The 13,286-nt window shown below is 59.6% G+C and carries 12 protein-coding genes; 7 read left to right on the top strand and 5 right to left on the bottom strand.

Annotated elements, in window-relative coordinates; translation table 11 throughout:
* Positions 1–288: 288 nt before the first annotated feature.
* From P3T20_RS32010 to tatA, 3 genes are all read left to right on the top strand, one after another.
* Positions 289–1,545 (top strand): oxalate decarboxylase family bicupin, encoded by a 1,257-nt coding sequence (locus tag P3T20_RS32010; RefSeq protein ID WP_429288923.1) that lies wholly within the window; start codon positions 289–291, stop codon positions 1,543–1,545.
* A 145-nt stretch (positions 1,546–1,690) separates the two neighbouring features.
* Positions 1,691–2,995, top strand: a complete 1,305-nt coding sequence (locus P3T20_RS32005; RefSeq protein WP_429288922.1) for an Nramp family divalent metal transporter — start codon at positions 1,691–1,693, stop codon at positions 2,993–2,995.
* Between the two features lie 19 nt (positions 2,996–3,014).
* A complete protein-coding gene (tatA, locus tag P3T20_RS32000; RefSeq protein ID WP_429288921.1) occupies positions 3,015–3,266 on the top strand; it encodes a Sec-independent protein translocase subunit TatA in 252 nt (83 codons plus the stop codon).
* A 73-nt stretch (positions 3,267–3,339) separates the two neighbouring features.
* Here tatA and P3T20_RS31995 read toward each other — a convergent pair whose 3' ends face one another.
* Positions 3,340–4,266, bottom strand: coding sequence for a LysR family transcriptional regulator (locus tag P3T20_RS31995; RefSeq protein WP_429288920.1), 927 nt, complete (start codon positions 4,264–4,266; stop codon positions 3,340–3,342).
* Between the two features lie 446 nt (positions 4,267–4,712).
* On the opposite strand from P3T20_RS31995, the gene P3T20_RS31990 reads away from it, so the two are divergent.
* Complete coding sequence (locus P3T20_RS31990; protein WP_429288919.1) at positions 4,713–5,354, top strand: response regulator transcription factor; 642 nt, start codon at positions 4,713–4,715, stop codon at positions 5,352–5,354.
* A gap of 8 nt (positions 5,355–5,362) precedes the next feature.
* On the opposite strand, the gene P3T20_RS31985 is transcribed toward P3T20_RS31990, so the two are convergent.
* The 4 genes from P3T20_RS31985 to P3T20_RS31970 all read right to left on the bottom strand — a co-directional run bounded on the left by P3T20_RS31985 (position 5,363) and on the right by P3T20_RS31970 (position 10,054).
* Positions 5,363–7,822, bottom strand: coding sequence for an ATP-binding protein (locus tag P3T20_RS31985; protein WP_429288918.1), 2,460 nt, complete (start codon positions 7,820–7,822; stop codon positions 5,363–5,365).
* Positions 7,823–7,845: 23 nt separating this feature from the next.
* The gene (locus tag P3T20_RS31980; protein WP_429288917.1) at positions 7,846–8,232 is read right to left on the bottom strand and encodes a response regulator; all 387 of its coding nucleotides are present in this window, start codon (positions 8,230–8,232) and stop codon (positions 7,846–7,848) included.
* A 139-nt stretch (positions 8,233–8,371) separates the two neighbouring features.
* Positions 8,372–9,112, bottom strand: a complete 741-nt coding sequence (locus P3T20_RS31975; protein ID WP_074267401.1) for a response regulator — start codon at positions 9,110–9,112, stop codon at positions 8,372–8,374.
* Between the two features lie 54 nt (positions 9,113–9,166).
* The gene (locus tag P3T20_RS31970; RefSeq protein ID WP_429288916.1) at positions 9,167–10,054 is read right to left on the bottom strand and encodes a LysR substrate-binding domain-containing protein; all 888 of its coding nucleotides are present in this window, start codon (positions 10,052–10,054) and stop codon (positions 9,167–9,169) included.
* A gap of 139 nt (positions 10,055–10,193) precedes the next feature.
* Here P3T20_RS31970 and P3T20_RS31965 point away from each other — a divergent pair, with 139 nt between their 5' ends.
* From P3T20_RS31965 to P3T20_RS31955, 3 genes are all read left to right on the top strand, one after another.
* Positions 10,194–11,516 (top strand): NAD(P)/FAD-dependent oxidoreductase, encoded by a 1,323-nt coding sequence (locus P3T20_RS31965; RefSeq protein ID WP_429288915.1) that lies wholly within the window; start codon positions 10,194–10,196, stop codon positions 11,514–11,516.
* 73 nt (positions 11,517–11,589) lie between these two features.
* Positions 11,590–12,408 (top strand): substrate-binding periplasmic protein, encoded by an 819-nt coding sequence (locus P3T20_RS31960; protein WP_074267398.1) that lies wholly within the window; start codon positions 11,590–11,592, stop codon positions 12,406–12,408.
* A gap of 69 nt (positions 12,409–12,477) precedes the next feature.
* Positions 12,478–13,281, top strand: coding sequence for an amino acid ABC transporter permease (locus P3T20_RS31955; protein WP_429288914.1), 804 nt, complete (start codon positions 12,478–12,480; stop codon positions 13,279–13,281).
* The last annotated feature ends 5 nt before the right edge of the window (positions 13,282–13,286 follow it).

The following is a 13,286-nucleotide window of genomic DNA, read 5'->3' as shown; positions in this document are numbered from 1 at the left end:
CACTTGCGAAATTCCGCAGGTCCAAGACCCAGAAACGATAACGCCCAGGTTATCGTTTCGTTCCAAAAGTTTTACTGTCGCATCTTCAAACACCCCACTACTATCGCCTCCAAGGAGAGATTGACGTAACGCGTTGCTCTCCGGCCGTCGTTTTCCAGATGTAATCTCGCTGTAAATCAGAAACCTGTTTTGTTGAATGACGACACATTTCAATCGATTTCCTTTTATATAGGAATACGAAATTGTGGCGGTATATTTTTCAAGTTAAACCACAGAAGGTAAAGAAACATGACTGACCTGTCGCGACGCAAAGTTCTGGTTGGCGCTGCAGCCTCGGCTGCAGCGCTCGGTGTAGCCGCCACCGCTAAAGCCGCGTCGTTCGGCAACCCCGATCGACCACCCGAAGGCCAAATCAACGCAAAGAGCCCGACGAGCCTGAACGACCCCGGTCCGCAAAATCCGACACTGGCGGGTCAGTTCCCGTCGTTCCAGAATCCGCCGGCTACCGATATCAATGGCATGCCGCTTTTCTGGGCCTCGTTCAACAATGCCCACAAGCGCTACCAGAACGGCGGTTGGGCTCGCGAGGTCACGCAGGACGACTTCGCCATTTCGGAAGATATTTCGGGCGTCAACATGCGCCTCGCCGCCAACGGCATCCGCGAGATGCACTGGCACCAGCAAGCCGAATGGGCCATCATGCTCGACGGCAAGTGCCGGATTACAATTCTCGACGAACAAGGCCGTCCGCAAGTGGCCGACGTGAAAACCGGTGACCTCTGGTACTTCCCGCCCGGCCTTCCGCACTCGCTGCAAGGTCTGGGACCGACGGGCGCCGAATTCCTGCTCGCGTTCGACAACGGCCGCGCATCGGAATTCAACACGCTACTGCTGACCGACTGGATTGCCCACACGCCGCCAGAAGTGCTCGCCGCCAACTTCAACGTCCCCGCGGACGCATTCAAGAACATTCCGGTCGACAATCTCTGGATCTTCCAGGGTGAAGACCCGGGTCCACTGGACGCCGCACAACGAGCGGTGGCTTCCCCGCTAGGCCTGCCTGCTCACCCGTTCATCTTCTCGCTCAGCGATATGCCGCCGACGAAGCTGACCAAGGGCGGCATGGTACAGATCGCCGACAGTCGCAATTTCAATGCATCCACCACAGTCGCCGCAGCCCTGGTCACGATCAAGCCGGGCGGCATGCGCGAACTGCACTGGCATCCGAACGCAGACGAATGGCAGTACTACATTAAAGGCGAAGCACGCATGACCGTGTTCGACACGGGTCCTAAGGCCGCCACCGCCGATTTCCGTGCCGGCGACATCGGCTATGTGAAGAAGAGCCTCGGCCACTATGTGCAGAACACGGGCAACACCGACCTGATCTTCCTTGAGATCTTCAAGGCTGATCACTTCGCCGAAGTGTCGCTGTCCGACTGGCTGACGCACACCCCACCGAAGATGGTCATGGAGCATCTGAACATCACCGCCGAGACGCTTGCGCGGTTCCCCAATAACCGTCCCGACATATTGCCGATTTAACGGCTGCAACAGAAGTCGTACTGAGTTGCCGCCCGGGACATAAACGGTTCGGGGCGGCGCAAAAGGACCGGCATAGGCGGGTAGGCGACCGACGTCGCGCTCCATTAGCCGTTGCGTTCAATTCCGGTGGGTCAAGGTTAAGACGATGCTTCCATTTCTCAAGATACTCCAGCCGAGCGGTGCACCACTGTCTGGCGCGACACAGCAAACCGAGCTAGCCGTGCGCGATGTGCTGAGCGGACGTCGTAAAGGTGTACGCGCTTTTCTGCCGTTCGTTGGCCCCGCCGTCATTGCGTCGGTCGGCTACATGGATCCGGGTAACTTTGCGACCAATATCCAGGCGGGTTCGTCGTGCGGGTATGAGTTATTGTGGGTCGTCGTCGTGGCGAGTGTGGTCGCCATGCTGTTCCAGGCCATGTCGGCCAAACTGGGCATCGTCACAGGGCGAAATCTCGCGGAACTGTGCCGCGAGCAATTCCCGAAACCCGTCGTGAAGGCAATGTGGTACGGCTCGGAGATCGCCGCGATGGCGACCGACATTGCCGAATTTCTCGGTGGCGCCCTGGGCGTCTCACTGCTGTTTCACGTGTCACTGCTCTGCGGCCTGGTCGTCACCGCTGTAGTGACGATGGCTATCCTGCTGCTCGACCGGGGAGGCTTTCGCCCACTCGAACTGGTCATCGCCACCCTGGTCGCCGTAATTGGGCTCAGCTACGTCTGCGAACTCTTCATTGCTCCGCCCGACTGGCACGCAACGATAATCGGCAGCATCGTGCCGCGGCTGCACGGAAGCAATGCGATCACGCTTGCCGTCGGTATCATCGGTGCAACCATCATGCCGCACACGTTGTTTTTGCATTCTGGCCTGACACAAAACAGGACTCCTGCGCGTAATGACGAGGAACGCCGCCGGCTGGTGTGGTTCTCTAACCGCGAGGTCCTCATCGCGCTCGGCATTGCAGGTTTCGTCAATCTGGCGATGGTGATGATGTCGGCGGCGGTGTTCCCGCGTTCCGCGGACGGAATCTCGGACATCAGCGTGGCGTATCACTCGCTGATTCCCCTGCTTGGCGTCGGCGCCGCCGCGGTATTCCTGATCTCGTTGATGGCATCAGGCATGTCGAGCTCGGTAGTAGGCACGATGGCCGGTCAGGTCATCATGCAGGGATTCGTCGACTTCAAAATTCCTGTCTGGACGCGCCGCATCGTCACCATGGTGCCGGCCTTTGTAATTGGCCTGCATTTCAATGTTGTCAACGCAATGGTCATCAGCCAGGTCGCTCTCAGCTTCTTTCTGCCGATCCCGCTCGTCGCACTCGTGGTCCTTTCGTCACGCCGCAGCGTAATGGGCAAATTCACGGCCGGCAAATCTACGATCCTCGTCGCAGCGCTGGCCACCATTCTGATCGTCGCGCTGAATCTCGACTTGCTGAAGCAGGCACTGTCTTAAGGTTAATCAAGGAACCATCATGGGCTCACTAAGCATCTGGCATTGGCTAATCGTTGCGTTGATCGTCTCGCTCGTATTCGGAACGAAGAAGCTTCGCACAGTAGGCGGAGATCTCGGCACGGCGATTCGCGGCTTCAAGGACGCCGTGAACACAGAAACATCAGCAGACGCACCGACACCGGTCGCGACCACGGCGAGCACAGGAACATCATCTGTGCTCGCTGAGAACGTGACGCGCGTCACGCCATTGTCCTCGCAGGAAATGCGATAAGTAGGGTTGCTCCTAAGCGCTGTAGATCGACACGGCCCGCAATGCTGCCGTTAGACGTTCGCAAAGACCAAGCTTAGTGGTGGTCGACGGCAGTCACTATTTCACTGGTCTGCATCTCCCCTTCCTTGCTCAAAAACGTTTTGAAGGCTTGAGCGACGGGTGCAAGTTGCTTGTCCAGGCGGTGTACCACGTGCCACTTTTGCACTACCGGAAAACCCGCGACGTCGAGCACCGCCAGCATGCCTGCCCGCAATTCGAGCGTAACCGTATGAGCAGAAAGGAAGCTGACGCCCATTCCCGACATCACCGCTTGCTTGATCGCTTCCGTGTTGCGGATTTCCATCGGCTCGCTCAACTGCACTTGACCGTCGAAACACTGTTGCATTGCATTCCACGTGTCCGAACCTTTCTCGCGAACGATAAACCGCTCGCTACGCAGATCGGACAGGCGGATGTTTTCTTTGCCAGCAAGTGGATGACGCGGCGAAGCGACAATCAGAAACGCGTGCGGCGCGAACGGCGTACTAACGAATTTATGATCCGCGGGCGCGCCTACCATGATGGCGAGATCGATTCGATTCTCTTCCAGACGTCCAAGCAGCGCGTCGTGATTTTCCACGGTCAGATCCAGCTCGACCGCTTTGTTTTGTGCCGAGAATTCCGCCAGCAATCGCGGAAGAAAATATCCGCCGGTACTGATCACACCAATGCTAAGACTGCCACCCGAGAGGCTTCTCATCTTTGCCAAGGTTTCCTCAGCTTCACGGAAACAATGAATGATCGCGCGGCTATGGCGGAGCATTTCCTGACCAGCGGGTGTGAGGTAGATTTTCTTTCCAAGCTGCTCAAACAGCGATACGCCTGCATGTTCCTCAAGATGCTTGATCTGCGTCGAGACCGCCGGCGGCGACAGATTCAACTCGTTCGCCGCCCGGGAAAAACTCAGGCGGCGTGCGACAGTTTCAAAGGTCTTGAGTTGACGCAAAGTGGCATTCTTCACAGTGACCTGCACAAGGTTGAGGGTTTTACCGGGGACGCAGCGGTCTGCCGCGCGTCCCCAAGACAGGACGCACGGAGACGGCCTTAGATTAAACCGGCCCCGGAGCTAACGGGTATGACGTCAACATTGCAAGATTTTCATCTCGCATGCGATGCCGCGCGATTGCGCAAGCAACTCATACCTGCCAAAACCGAATTAAAACCCAAATCGACTCACCCCATCAGTTACACCTGTAACACAGCCCGTCTCGCATGCAATAGACCGGCAATCGGGGCCAGCGAAACTGTTACTCGACACCACTTGCAGCAGGCACACGCTTATGCAGCGAATTCTCAGCGCGGACTATGACCGGATCATCGGCAAGGTTCTCCGGGACACAGACCTCGAGTGAGTCCCGAACCATGCGCATACTTTTCGTTTCTCCACGGCATCCGGAGGCCAGCTGGTTGTATAAAGCCTTGCACGAAAGTACCCACAGCCTGTGCCGCACCCACGACGTGGTTCAGGGCGTGCGGCGGGCCATGCTGGAGCCGTTCGACGCGGTGATCCTGATGATCAACGACCCAGGCGTCTACTCTGAACTGGACTCGGCGCTAGCGAGGCTCTCGGCCGCTGCTCGTACTGCGATCCAGATCGTCATTCTCGCAGGGGCCACCGCTCAGGGGCGAACCGCAGCGTTACGCGCTGGCGCCGACGCCTGTTTTGCCCGGCCGTTCTCGTTCATCGAAATGCATGAACGTCTGCAGGCACTACACCGGGCCGCCCTGACACGCTCGCGTGGCGAACAGCAGGCCGTGATGCCGCTCCGGCTTGATTCCATGACGCGTGAACTGGTGAGTGGGGAGCGCCGCCTGCTCCTGACAAAGACCGAATACCTGTTACTCGAATGTCTGATGCGACAGGTCAATGTCCCCGTCCCTCACGAGCAGTTGATACGCTATGCGTGGCCCGGCAAAGACATCGTCACTTCCAGCAGTGTCAGTCCGTTAATCTGGCGATTGAGGTCCAAGCTGAAGACGCATGTGCCGCTGGTTCATATCAACACGGTGAACTGCTATGGCTATCAGCTAAGCGTCTTGCCGGGCTGAGGCGCCACTCACTGACTAAGGACTCGATGAAGCGTAAGCGCCAACTCGTCCGAACGTAGTGGTTTTCGTAGCAACGCCGCGACACCGGCGTTGGCCGCTTCGCTCTCGAGAAGCGGATTGCCGTAACCGCTGCAGAGAATAACCGGCAGCGTGTTCCGAATCGCGCGAATGCGGGCCGCCAGTTCAAGACCTGTCAGGTCAGGCATGGTCTGGTCCGTAACGATCACATCGAAGCGGTCCGGATCGTCTTCGAACGCCCGCAATGCAGCGGTACTGGATCGGAAGCCCACGGGTTCATAACCCAGTTCGGCCAACACCTCCTCGGCAAGCGTCACCAGCGCATCTTCGTCATCGACGATCAGCACCACCTGCCCCTCACCGCGGGGCAGCGTTTCGGCAATATCCTCGACGGCGGGCGGCGGCGCTGCAGTGACGGGAAGGTAAATATCGAATCGCGTGCCCTCCCCGACCACGCTGTGAACGTCAATGCCGCCGCCATACTCGCGCACAATTCCGTCGACAAGCGAAAGTCCGAGTCCGGTCCCCTCACCGGTCTTGCGTGTCGTAAAGAACGGATTGAACATGCGTCCGCGTACTTCATGCGGGATTCCTGTGCCGCTATCGCTAACGCTCAGCCTGACGAAATCACCAGGCCCTACGATTCCGTCCGATAACGCTTTGGCAGATATCAGATGCTGATCTTCGAGTGTTACTGCTAGTGTGCCGCCCGCCGGCATCGCCAGGACCGCGTTGCTGCAAAGATTCATGACGACCTGGTGCAGGTGCGTGGCGTCGCCAGCAACGTAGGTATCCTTTTCAGTGAGCCTGATATCGAGCTCGATGTTGTCGGGCAAGCGAGCCTTTAGCAACTCGATGGTCTCAGCGACTGCAAGCAAAACATCGACGGGAACGCGCGCGGCCATACCGCTTCGACTGAAGGTCAAGATACGCTCGACGAGCGCCCGCGCCCGGTTACCGGCATTCAGAACCTGCTGGACGTATCGACGCTCGTCGCTCCCGGCAGGCAACGAGTGGAAGGCCCGTTCCCCATAGCCGAGAATCGCACCGAGAATATTATTGAAGTCGTGAGCAATGCCTCCTGCGAATGTGCCCAACGCCTCGAGCTTCTGCGATTGCCTCAGTTGTTCCTCGAGCTGGTCGCGTTCGTGTTCGGCCTCGCGGTGCGCGGTAATGTCTTCTACCGTCGCAATCAGCATGTCGTCGGTTTGCGGAAGATGGTGTTGCGAATGCGGGCGATGAGCCGCAACACTCGCCATGCCGACGTCAGCCCAAACCACGCGCCCATCCAGATGTGTGAAGCGGGTTTGAAAGCGGACCGTATCGTGCACGCCGGATAGCAGTCTGGCGACGTACTCGCGCGCCGAAGCGACGTCCTCGCGATACGTGATGTCGAACGCACCCACCTCTTCGAGCTGAGCCGCCGAGTAACCCACCATCCGCTGGAACGCTGGATTGGTCGCCACATAGCGGCCATCTGCGGTCAATACGACAACGCCCAGCGGCGCATTTTCGAATACCGCTCGCCAGCGGCGCTCGCTCGAACGAAGCCGATTGTTCACGTCCTCCAGACGGCGCATCTGGCGGATCAGCGCATAAGCAAGGAATGCGACGAAGGCAGAGATCGAGCCGGTGCGCACCACCGCATTGATCGAACTTGTGCGCCAGTCGGCCAAAGCGACCGACTTGTCACGTGAAACGACAACTAGCAGAGGGAACCCGGGAACCTGACGCGTCGCGGCAAGCGCGTCGGCGGGCAGCTTTCGTTGAGGCTCGGCGGCAAACTCGACGATTGGCGTGCCGCCATCGCGCAGCAGCTTGATAGCGGCCCCGTCGCCCAGGTCGATGCGTTTATAGAAGTCTCTAAAGTACTCCTCTTCGACAAGCGCACGCGCCACACCCACAAACCGGCCCTCCCCGTCCTGCAGACGAATCGCTACGGCGAACGTCGGCGTTCCGTCAATGAGACTTTGCAACGGCTCGCTCACCACGACCGCCTCTCCGGACGATTTCCTCAAATCCTGGAAGTACTGACGATTGGCGATATTCGGACTCGAGTTCGCGGGTGGCACCGTAGTGGCAATACGGTTGCCGTTCTCGTCGGCGATCGTCACCTCGCGAATCTGTGGCAAGCCGTCGATCTGGCGCCTAAGGAAAGCGGCTTTCTCCGCAGGCGTTTCCACCTGGTTGCGCGGGTCCCGCTCCCATACCGATGTGCGCCTCAGGATCAGCTCCACCTCCTGTAGCGAGCGGGCCGTCTGTTCGGCAAGCGCGCTCGCGAGGCTGGACACTTCACGGTCATTGTCTGCGAGGGTCAAGCGGCGCGCCCGCCAGCTATCCCAGCCGGACGCCACACATACCAGCAAGACGATCAGGCCTGCACCTATCGCAATGACCCAGTGCAGGTAGGGTCCGCTGATGACACGTCTGGTTGGCTCGGCCTCGGCCATGGTTCTCGCGATAGGATGGACACTCACCGGACCTCAGCATCATGGAACAGCCCGCCAACCGCGGAGACCAGCTGCTCGCAGCTAAACGGCTTGGCCAGCACGCGGTCTACGCCGAGCTGTCGCGCCATCTCCGCGCCCGTCCCGGGTCCAGGCTGAAAATATCCGGAGACCGCTATGATATACGCGGTTGGAAAGCGGGCCTGCAATTGCTGCAACGCTTGCGCCGCGCCGACCTTTGGCGAGTTCAGGTCGGCGATGACGACTGCAAACGAGTGGCGTTCCTCGGTTCGCAGCGTGTGTAGCGTCTCGGAATCGCAGACAGCGTATCCGGCATCCGTCAGCCACAGCGAGACCAGTTCATGCATGAACGGATCCTCGTCGAGAACCAGAATGTTCTTTCCACGCGCCATGACGGATGCCCCCATCATTGGTTGACCGGGGTCGCTTGAGTTACGGTAGTCCGGGCTATTTAAAGCGCGTGAAATTGCCGCGCTGTTTCTCTTTTGTGCCGTTCTATTACATTTGAAATGAAGCTTTGCGTTGCGCAGGCTACAGCGCAACGGAACTCAATTTTTCCACTGGCACGGCGAAGACGTAGCCGGCCCCCCGCTCGGTTTTGATAAATTGCGGCGTGGACGCGTCTTCCTCGATCTTGCGACGCAGGCGCAGAATCTGCACATCGATGGAACGGTCGAAAACATCGTCGTACAGACGACTTGCTTCGAGCAACTGATCGCGTGACAAAACCCGCCCCGGCGCCGACAGAAACGCACTCAGCAGAGAGAACTCGCCATTCGTGAGTTCAATGCGTTCACCGGCTGGCGTCGTCAATTTTCTGGTGCCGATATTCAGTTCCCAACCGGCGAACCGATAGGCGCGAACGTCGAGTTGACGACCGATCAGGGTCTGAGATGCGGCCGTGCGGCGCAGGACCGTGCGGATTCGGGCGAGCAGTTCGCGCGGGCTGAATGGCTTGGTGACGTAGTCGTCGGCGCCCAGTTCGAGCGCCATGACGCGGTCCGCTTCGTCGAGCCTGCCGGACACGATGATGATGGGGAGCGAGGACTGGTCGCGCACTCGCCGGGCGATCTGCATGCCGTCTTCCCCCGGCATGCGCAAGTCGAGCACGATCAGATCGATCGCAAACTCTTTAAGAGCCGCAGCCATTTCCTTGCCATTCGCTGCTGCCGCAACCCGCATGTCGTTCTCGCGGAGATAGTCCGCAATCAGCGTTCTGATTGCGGGATCATCATCCACCACGAGAACGTGAGGAAGATTTTCATTGCTCATGCCTGGCGCTCCTATAACCGCTTGGATTATAGCGTGCAGGCCTTTCAGCAAGCTCTAGGTGAAACGCTCCATGGTCTCGTTAGCGAGGTCGAGAAAAGCCTGCACAACAGGATTGATGTGCTGCAATTGCGGACGCAAGGTAAAACCCCTGAACATCACATCCGGCGAAAACGGGCGGAACACGATCCGCTCCGGATTCGTGTCGAGCGTGGCAAGCGGGTTCACCACACCAATCCCAAGTCCGCGGGACACCATGGCGCAAATCGTCGCGCCGTACGGGGTTTCGATTGTCGGCACCTGGTTGACTTCTGCCTGACGCAGGGCACGATCGACCGCCGAGCGCGTATCGTCCGCATACGAGGACAGGACAAGACGCTGGCCCCTGAGGTCGCGCGCGTGAATACGCTTTTTGCCCGCAAGAGGGTGCCCGGCCGGCAACGCGCACACGCCGGCGAGGCGATACAACTCAGCGCTCGTCACACCGAATGCATCGGGCGTGGTGGTAGCAAAGCCGATGTCGCAATAGGCAGACGACGCCCAGCGCTGGATGGTCCCTTCACTACGCATTTCCAGTGCAACGGCGATGCGCGGATACGCCGCCAGAAAGCGCTCGATCACCATCGGCACAAACGACAGCGCGAGTACCGGCGCCGCCACGAGCCGCAGGCGCCCCGTGCCGAACTGCCGGATTTCGCGCGCGGAATTCACGAGCTTCTCCAGCCCCACGAAGCTTCGATCGACCTCCCGGTAAAACGCGCTCCCCGCATCGGTTGCCTGGATGCGCCCCCCGTTACGTGTGAACAGGGCGAGCCCCGTCGATTGCTCGAGCTCCGCAATCAGGCGGCTGATGCTCGGCTGCGACGTGCCCAGTTCTGCGGCCGCCGCCGTCATCGAACCACGCAGCATCACCAGCCGGAAGGCCTCGATTTGTCGCTGATTCATTGGATAGATCCCTCCTTTGAGCCTCGATCCGGATCAGCATGCCATATCAAAATTGAATAGCAGACGTTTTTGGCCGTATTTGACTGGATGATCGACGCAAACCTAGACTGGTTCCTACGCTTGTCACTTCAAAGAGGCCATGCGACCCGACACCCTGCTCTTCCACGATGACTTCCGGCTTGCGCCCTACTGGTGGGACGCAGCGCCGCCCGAGACGGCACGCGAGCCGCTGCCGGATAGCGTCGACCTGGTGATCGTCGGCAGCGGCTACTGCGGCCTGTCTGCCGCCGCGCAAGCTGCGCGCGACGGCGCGAGCGTCGCGGTGCTCGATTCGGCCGAGATCGGCGCGGGAGGCAGCACCCGCAGCGGCGGGATGGTGTCGAGCGGACAGAAGCTCGCTTTGACCAATGCGATACGCGGGGTCTCCGCGGAGCGCCTCGTGCGTCTGATGCGTGAATCGGCGGCGAGCTTCGAGTATCTGCAACGCCTGATTGCCGACGAAGCGCTCGACGCTGATTTGCAGATTACCGGCCGCTTCTTCGGTGCCTTCACAGAGCGGCATTTCGAACACCTGCGCAAACAAGGCGATCTGTTGCGCGAGAAAACCGGCGTCACGGTGCACCTCGTGTCGCGCGACGAGCAACGCTCGATCATTGGCTCGGACTACTACTACGGCGGCATTCTCGTCGACGAATATGGCGGCCTCCATACGGCCAAATACCATCGTGCCCTGCGCGGACTGGCCCGGCGCCGTGGCGCCAGCCTGCATTCGCACGCTGCAGTAGAACGAATCGAACGCAGTGGCGCGCATTTTCTCGTGCATACCGTACGTGGGAAAATCGAAGCAAGGCAGGTACTGGTGGCCACCAACGGCTATACGGGACGCTTGCTACCGTTCGTCTCGCGGCGCGTCTTGCCCGTCGCGAGTTATCAGATCGCGACCGACGCTCTGCCGGCGGGCCTGATGGATGCGCTCAATCCGGGACGCCGAATGATTAGTGATTCGAAGCGAAATCTGTTCTATACACGCCCCTCGCCGGACGGCACCCGGATGATCTTCGGCTCGCGGCCGGCGATCCGCGAAGTGGACGAGCGCGCAGCCGCGAGGCTCCTCTACGCCAAGCTGATCCAGCTCTGGCCGGCGCTGCGCGACGTGCGCATTACGCATGCATGGAAAGGCTACGTTGCGATGACCGGCGACAAGCTGGCGCATATCGGCGTGCACGACGGCATTCATTACGCACTCGGCTGCAACGGCAACGGCGTCGCGTTGATGAGCTATCTGGGGCAGCGCACCGCGCGGCACATCCTTGGCTTCGACGCCGCCCCAGGCGCGTTCGGCGAAGGCGAGTTTCCGCTTAGCGTGGCGGGCATGGCGAGCCGATGGGCGGTGCCGGTCGGCACCGCGCTCTACAAGCTCGACGATCTCTGGAACGGTCGCGCACGCGCCACCCTCTCCTGAAACAGACCTGGACATTGCGTTGACTTCTTTGTAATACCCTTCAATCGGTGGTCCTTTCGACGGAGCAAACATCATGCGCTTTCGCCACTTTCTGCGTCTCATTGCGATAGTCGTTCCTCTTTCATTCGCGGCGCTCACCCAGGCGCATGCCGAGGACGTGGGCACCCTGACACCCGGCAAGCTCGTCGCCGGCGTGGATGCAAACAACAAGCCCTACTCGTATATCGACGACGGCAAGATGACCGGCTTCGACGTCGAACTGCTGCGCGCCATTGCGGCAAAACTCGGCCTTACCGCGGACTTCCGTGCGCAAGACTTTAGCGGCCTGTTGCCAAGCGTGGCGAACCAGCAGATCGATCTTGCTGCCGGTTCGATTTCGATCACTAAAGACCGCCTGAAGATGGTCGATTTCTCCGAGGGCTACCTGACGGGTCTGCTAAGCGTCGCGACCTTGCCTGGCAGTCCGATCACGAGTGACCCAGCCTCGGTAAAGGACAAACGGATCGGCGTCGTGCAGGGCACCATCGAAGATACGTATTCGGATAGCTACCTGCCCGGTGCGCAAATCGTGCGCTTTCCGAATCTGAATGCAGGCTTCCTGTCGCTACGCTCCAAGTATATTGACGGCTACTTCGTCGACAAGACGCTCGTCGAAGGTCTGCAAGGCAAGTATCCGCAGATGAACATCGCCGACAAGCTCGATATCTCGGCGGTCAATCTGCCCGCCGGCTTTCCGGTGCGCAAAGGTAACGCCAAGCTCGAAGCGGCCTTGAACAAGACCATTGACGAACTCGTTGCCGACGGCACCTGGCTTAAGCTATACCTGCAGTTCCATCCGGGCTATCCGAAGCCGGCCAATCTGCCGCCGTATGCAATGAAGACCGGCAGTTAGCCGGGCCGTAACTGCGACGCAACCGGGCGGCGTCTAACGCGCCGCCGACGCTCAAAACAGGAGCGCGCCATGAATGCCTTTTTGCAGAACTTTCTCGACTGGCCGTTGTTGATCGGGTCGTTGCCTTCATTGCTCTGCACCGGCCTCGTCAATACGCTCGTGCTGTCGCTGTTTTCGACGGTACTGGGCATTATGGCGGGCATGGTGCTCGCGCTGATGGCGGTCTCGCACACGCGCTGGCTGATGTTGCCGGCGCAGATCTTCATCGACGTGTTTCGGGGCCTGCCGGCCGCGCTGGTCATCCTGCTCGTAGGTCAGGGGCTGGCTCCGGTCGGACTTGCGATCTTCGGTCCGAACCCGTATCCGCTCGCCATCGTTGCGCTCGGCCTGATTTCGTCGGCCTACATTGCAGAGATTTTCCGCTCGGGCATTCAAAGCGTGGGACGTGGGCAATTGTCCGCCTGCCAGGCACTTGGCATGACCTATTGGAGCAGCATGCGGCATGTGATCGTGCCGCAAGGCATTCGCCGTATCTTGCCGGCGCTTGCCAACCAGTTCATTTCGATCGTCAAGGACTCGAGTCTCGTCTATTTTCTCGGCCTGCTGACCTCGCAGCGCGATCTGTTCACCATTGGGCAGAACACCTCGGTCAATACGGCGAATCTTTCGCCGCTAGTCGCGGCCGGTGTCGTGTATCTGCTGATCACAGTACCGCTCACGCATGCAATCAATCATATCGACCGTTGGACCAATCGCCATGCCAATCCACGGCAAGGCGGTAAAGCACGGGGCACCATGCTCATGACTCGAAGGCAGCGTAGATCTGTCCAGGCACCGGCAAGCGAGGCCGCCGTCGCCGAAACACGTCACTAAACACA

Source organism: Paraburkholderia sp. GAS206C (assembly GCF_050435645.1).
GTDB lineage: Bacteria > Pseudomonadota > Gammaproteobacteria > Burkholderiales > Burkholderiaceae > Paraburkholderia > Paraburkholderia phenazinium_B.
Note: the sequence above shows the minus strand (reverse complement) of the source record. Positions and strands in the feature narration are given on the sequence as shown.

Bases quoted from the DNA above. Each gene is read 5' to 3' on its own strand.
- P3T20_RS31980 (WP_429288917.1), bottom strand. From the start codon at position 8,232: ATGGCGCGTGGAAAGAACATTCTGGTTCTCGACGAGGATCCGTTCATG.
- P3T20_RS31970 (WP_429288916.1), bottom strand. From the start codon at position 10,054: ATGAATCAGCGACAAATCGAGGCCTTCCGGCTGGTGATGCTGCGTGGT.
- tatA (WP_429288921.1), top strand. From the start codon at position 3,015: ATGGGCTCACTAAGCATCTGGCATTGGCTAATCGTTGCGTTGATCGTC.
- P3T20_RS32005 (WP_429288922.1), top strand. From the start codon at position 1,691: ATGCTTCCATTTCTCAAGATACTCCAGCCGAGCGGTGCACCACTGTCT.
- P3T20_RS32010 (WP_429288923.1), top strand. From the start codon at position 289: ATGACTGACCTGTCGCGACGCAAAGTTCTGGTTGGCGCTGCAGCCTCG.
- P3T20_RS31985 (WP_429288918.1), bottom strand. From the start codon at position 7,822: ATGGCCGAGGCCGAGCCAACCAGACGTGTCATCAGCGGACCCTACCTG.
- P3T20_RS31965 (WP_429288915.1), top strand. From the start codon at position 10,194: ATGCGACCCGACACCCTGCTCTTCCACGATGACTTCCGGCTTGCGCCC.
- P3T20_RS31960 (WP_074267398.1), top strand. From the start codon at position 11,590: ATGCGCTTTCGCCACTTTCTGCGTCTCATTGCGATAGTCGTTCCTCTT.
- P3T20_RS31955 (WP_429288914.1), top strand. From the start codon at position 12,478: ATGAATGCCTTTTTGCAGAACTTTCTCGACTGGCCGTTGTTGATCGGG.
- P3T20_RS31975 (WP_074267401.1), bottom strand. From the start codon at position 9,112: ATGAGCAATGAAAATCTTCCTCACGTTCTCGTGGTGGATGATGATCCC.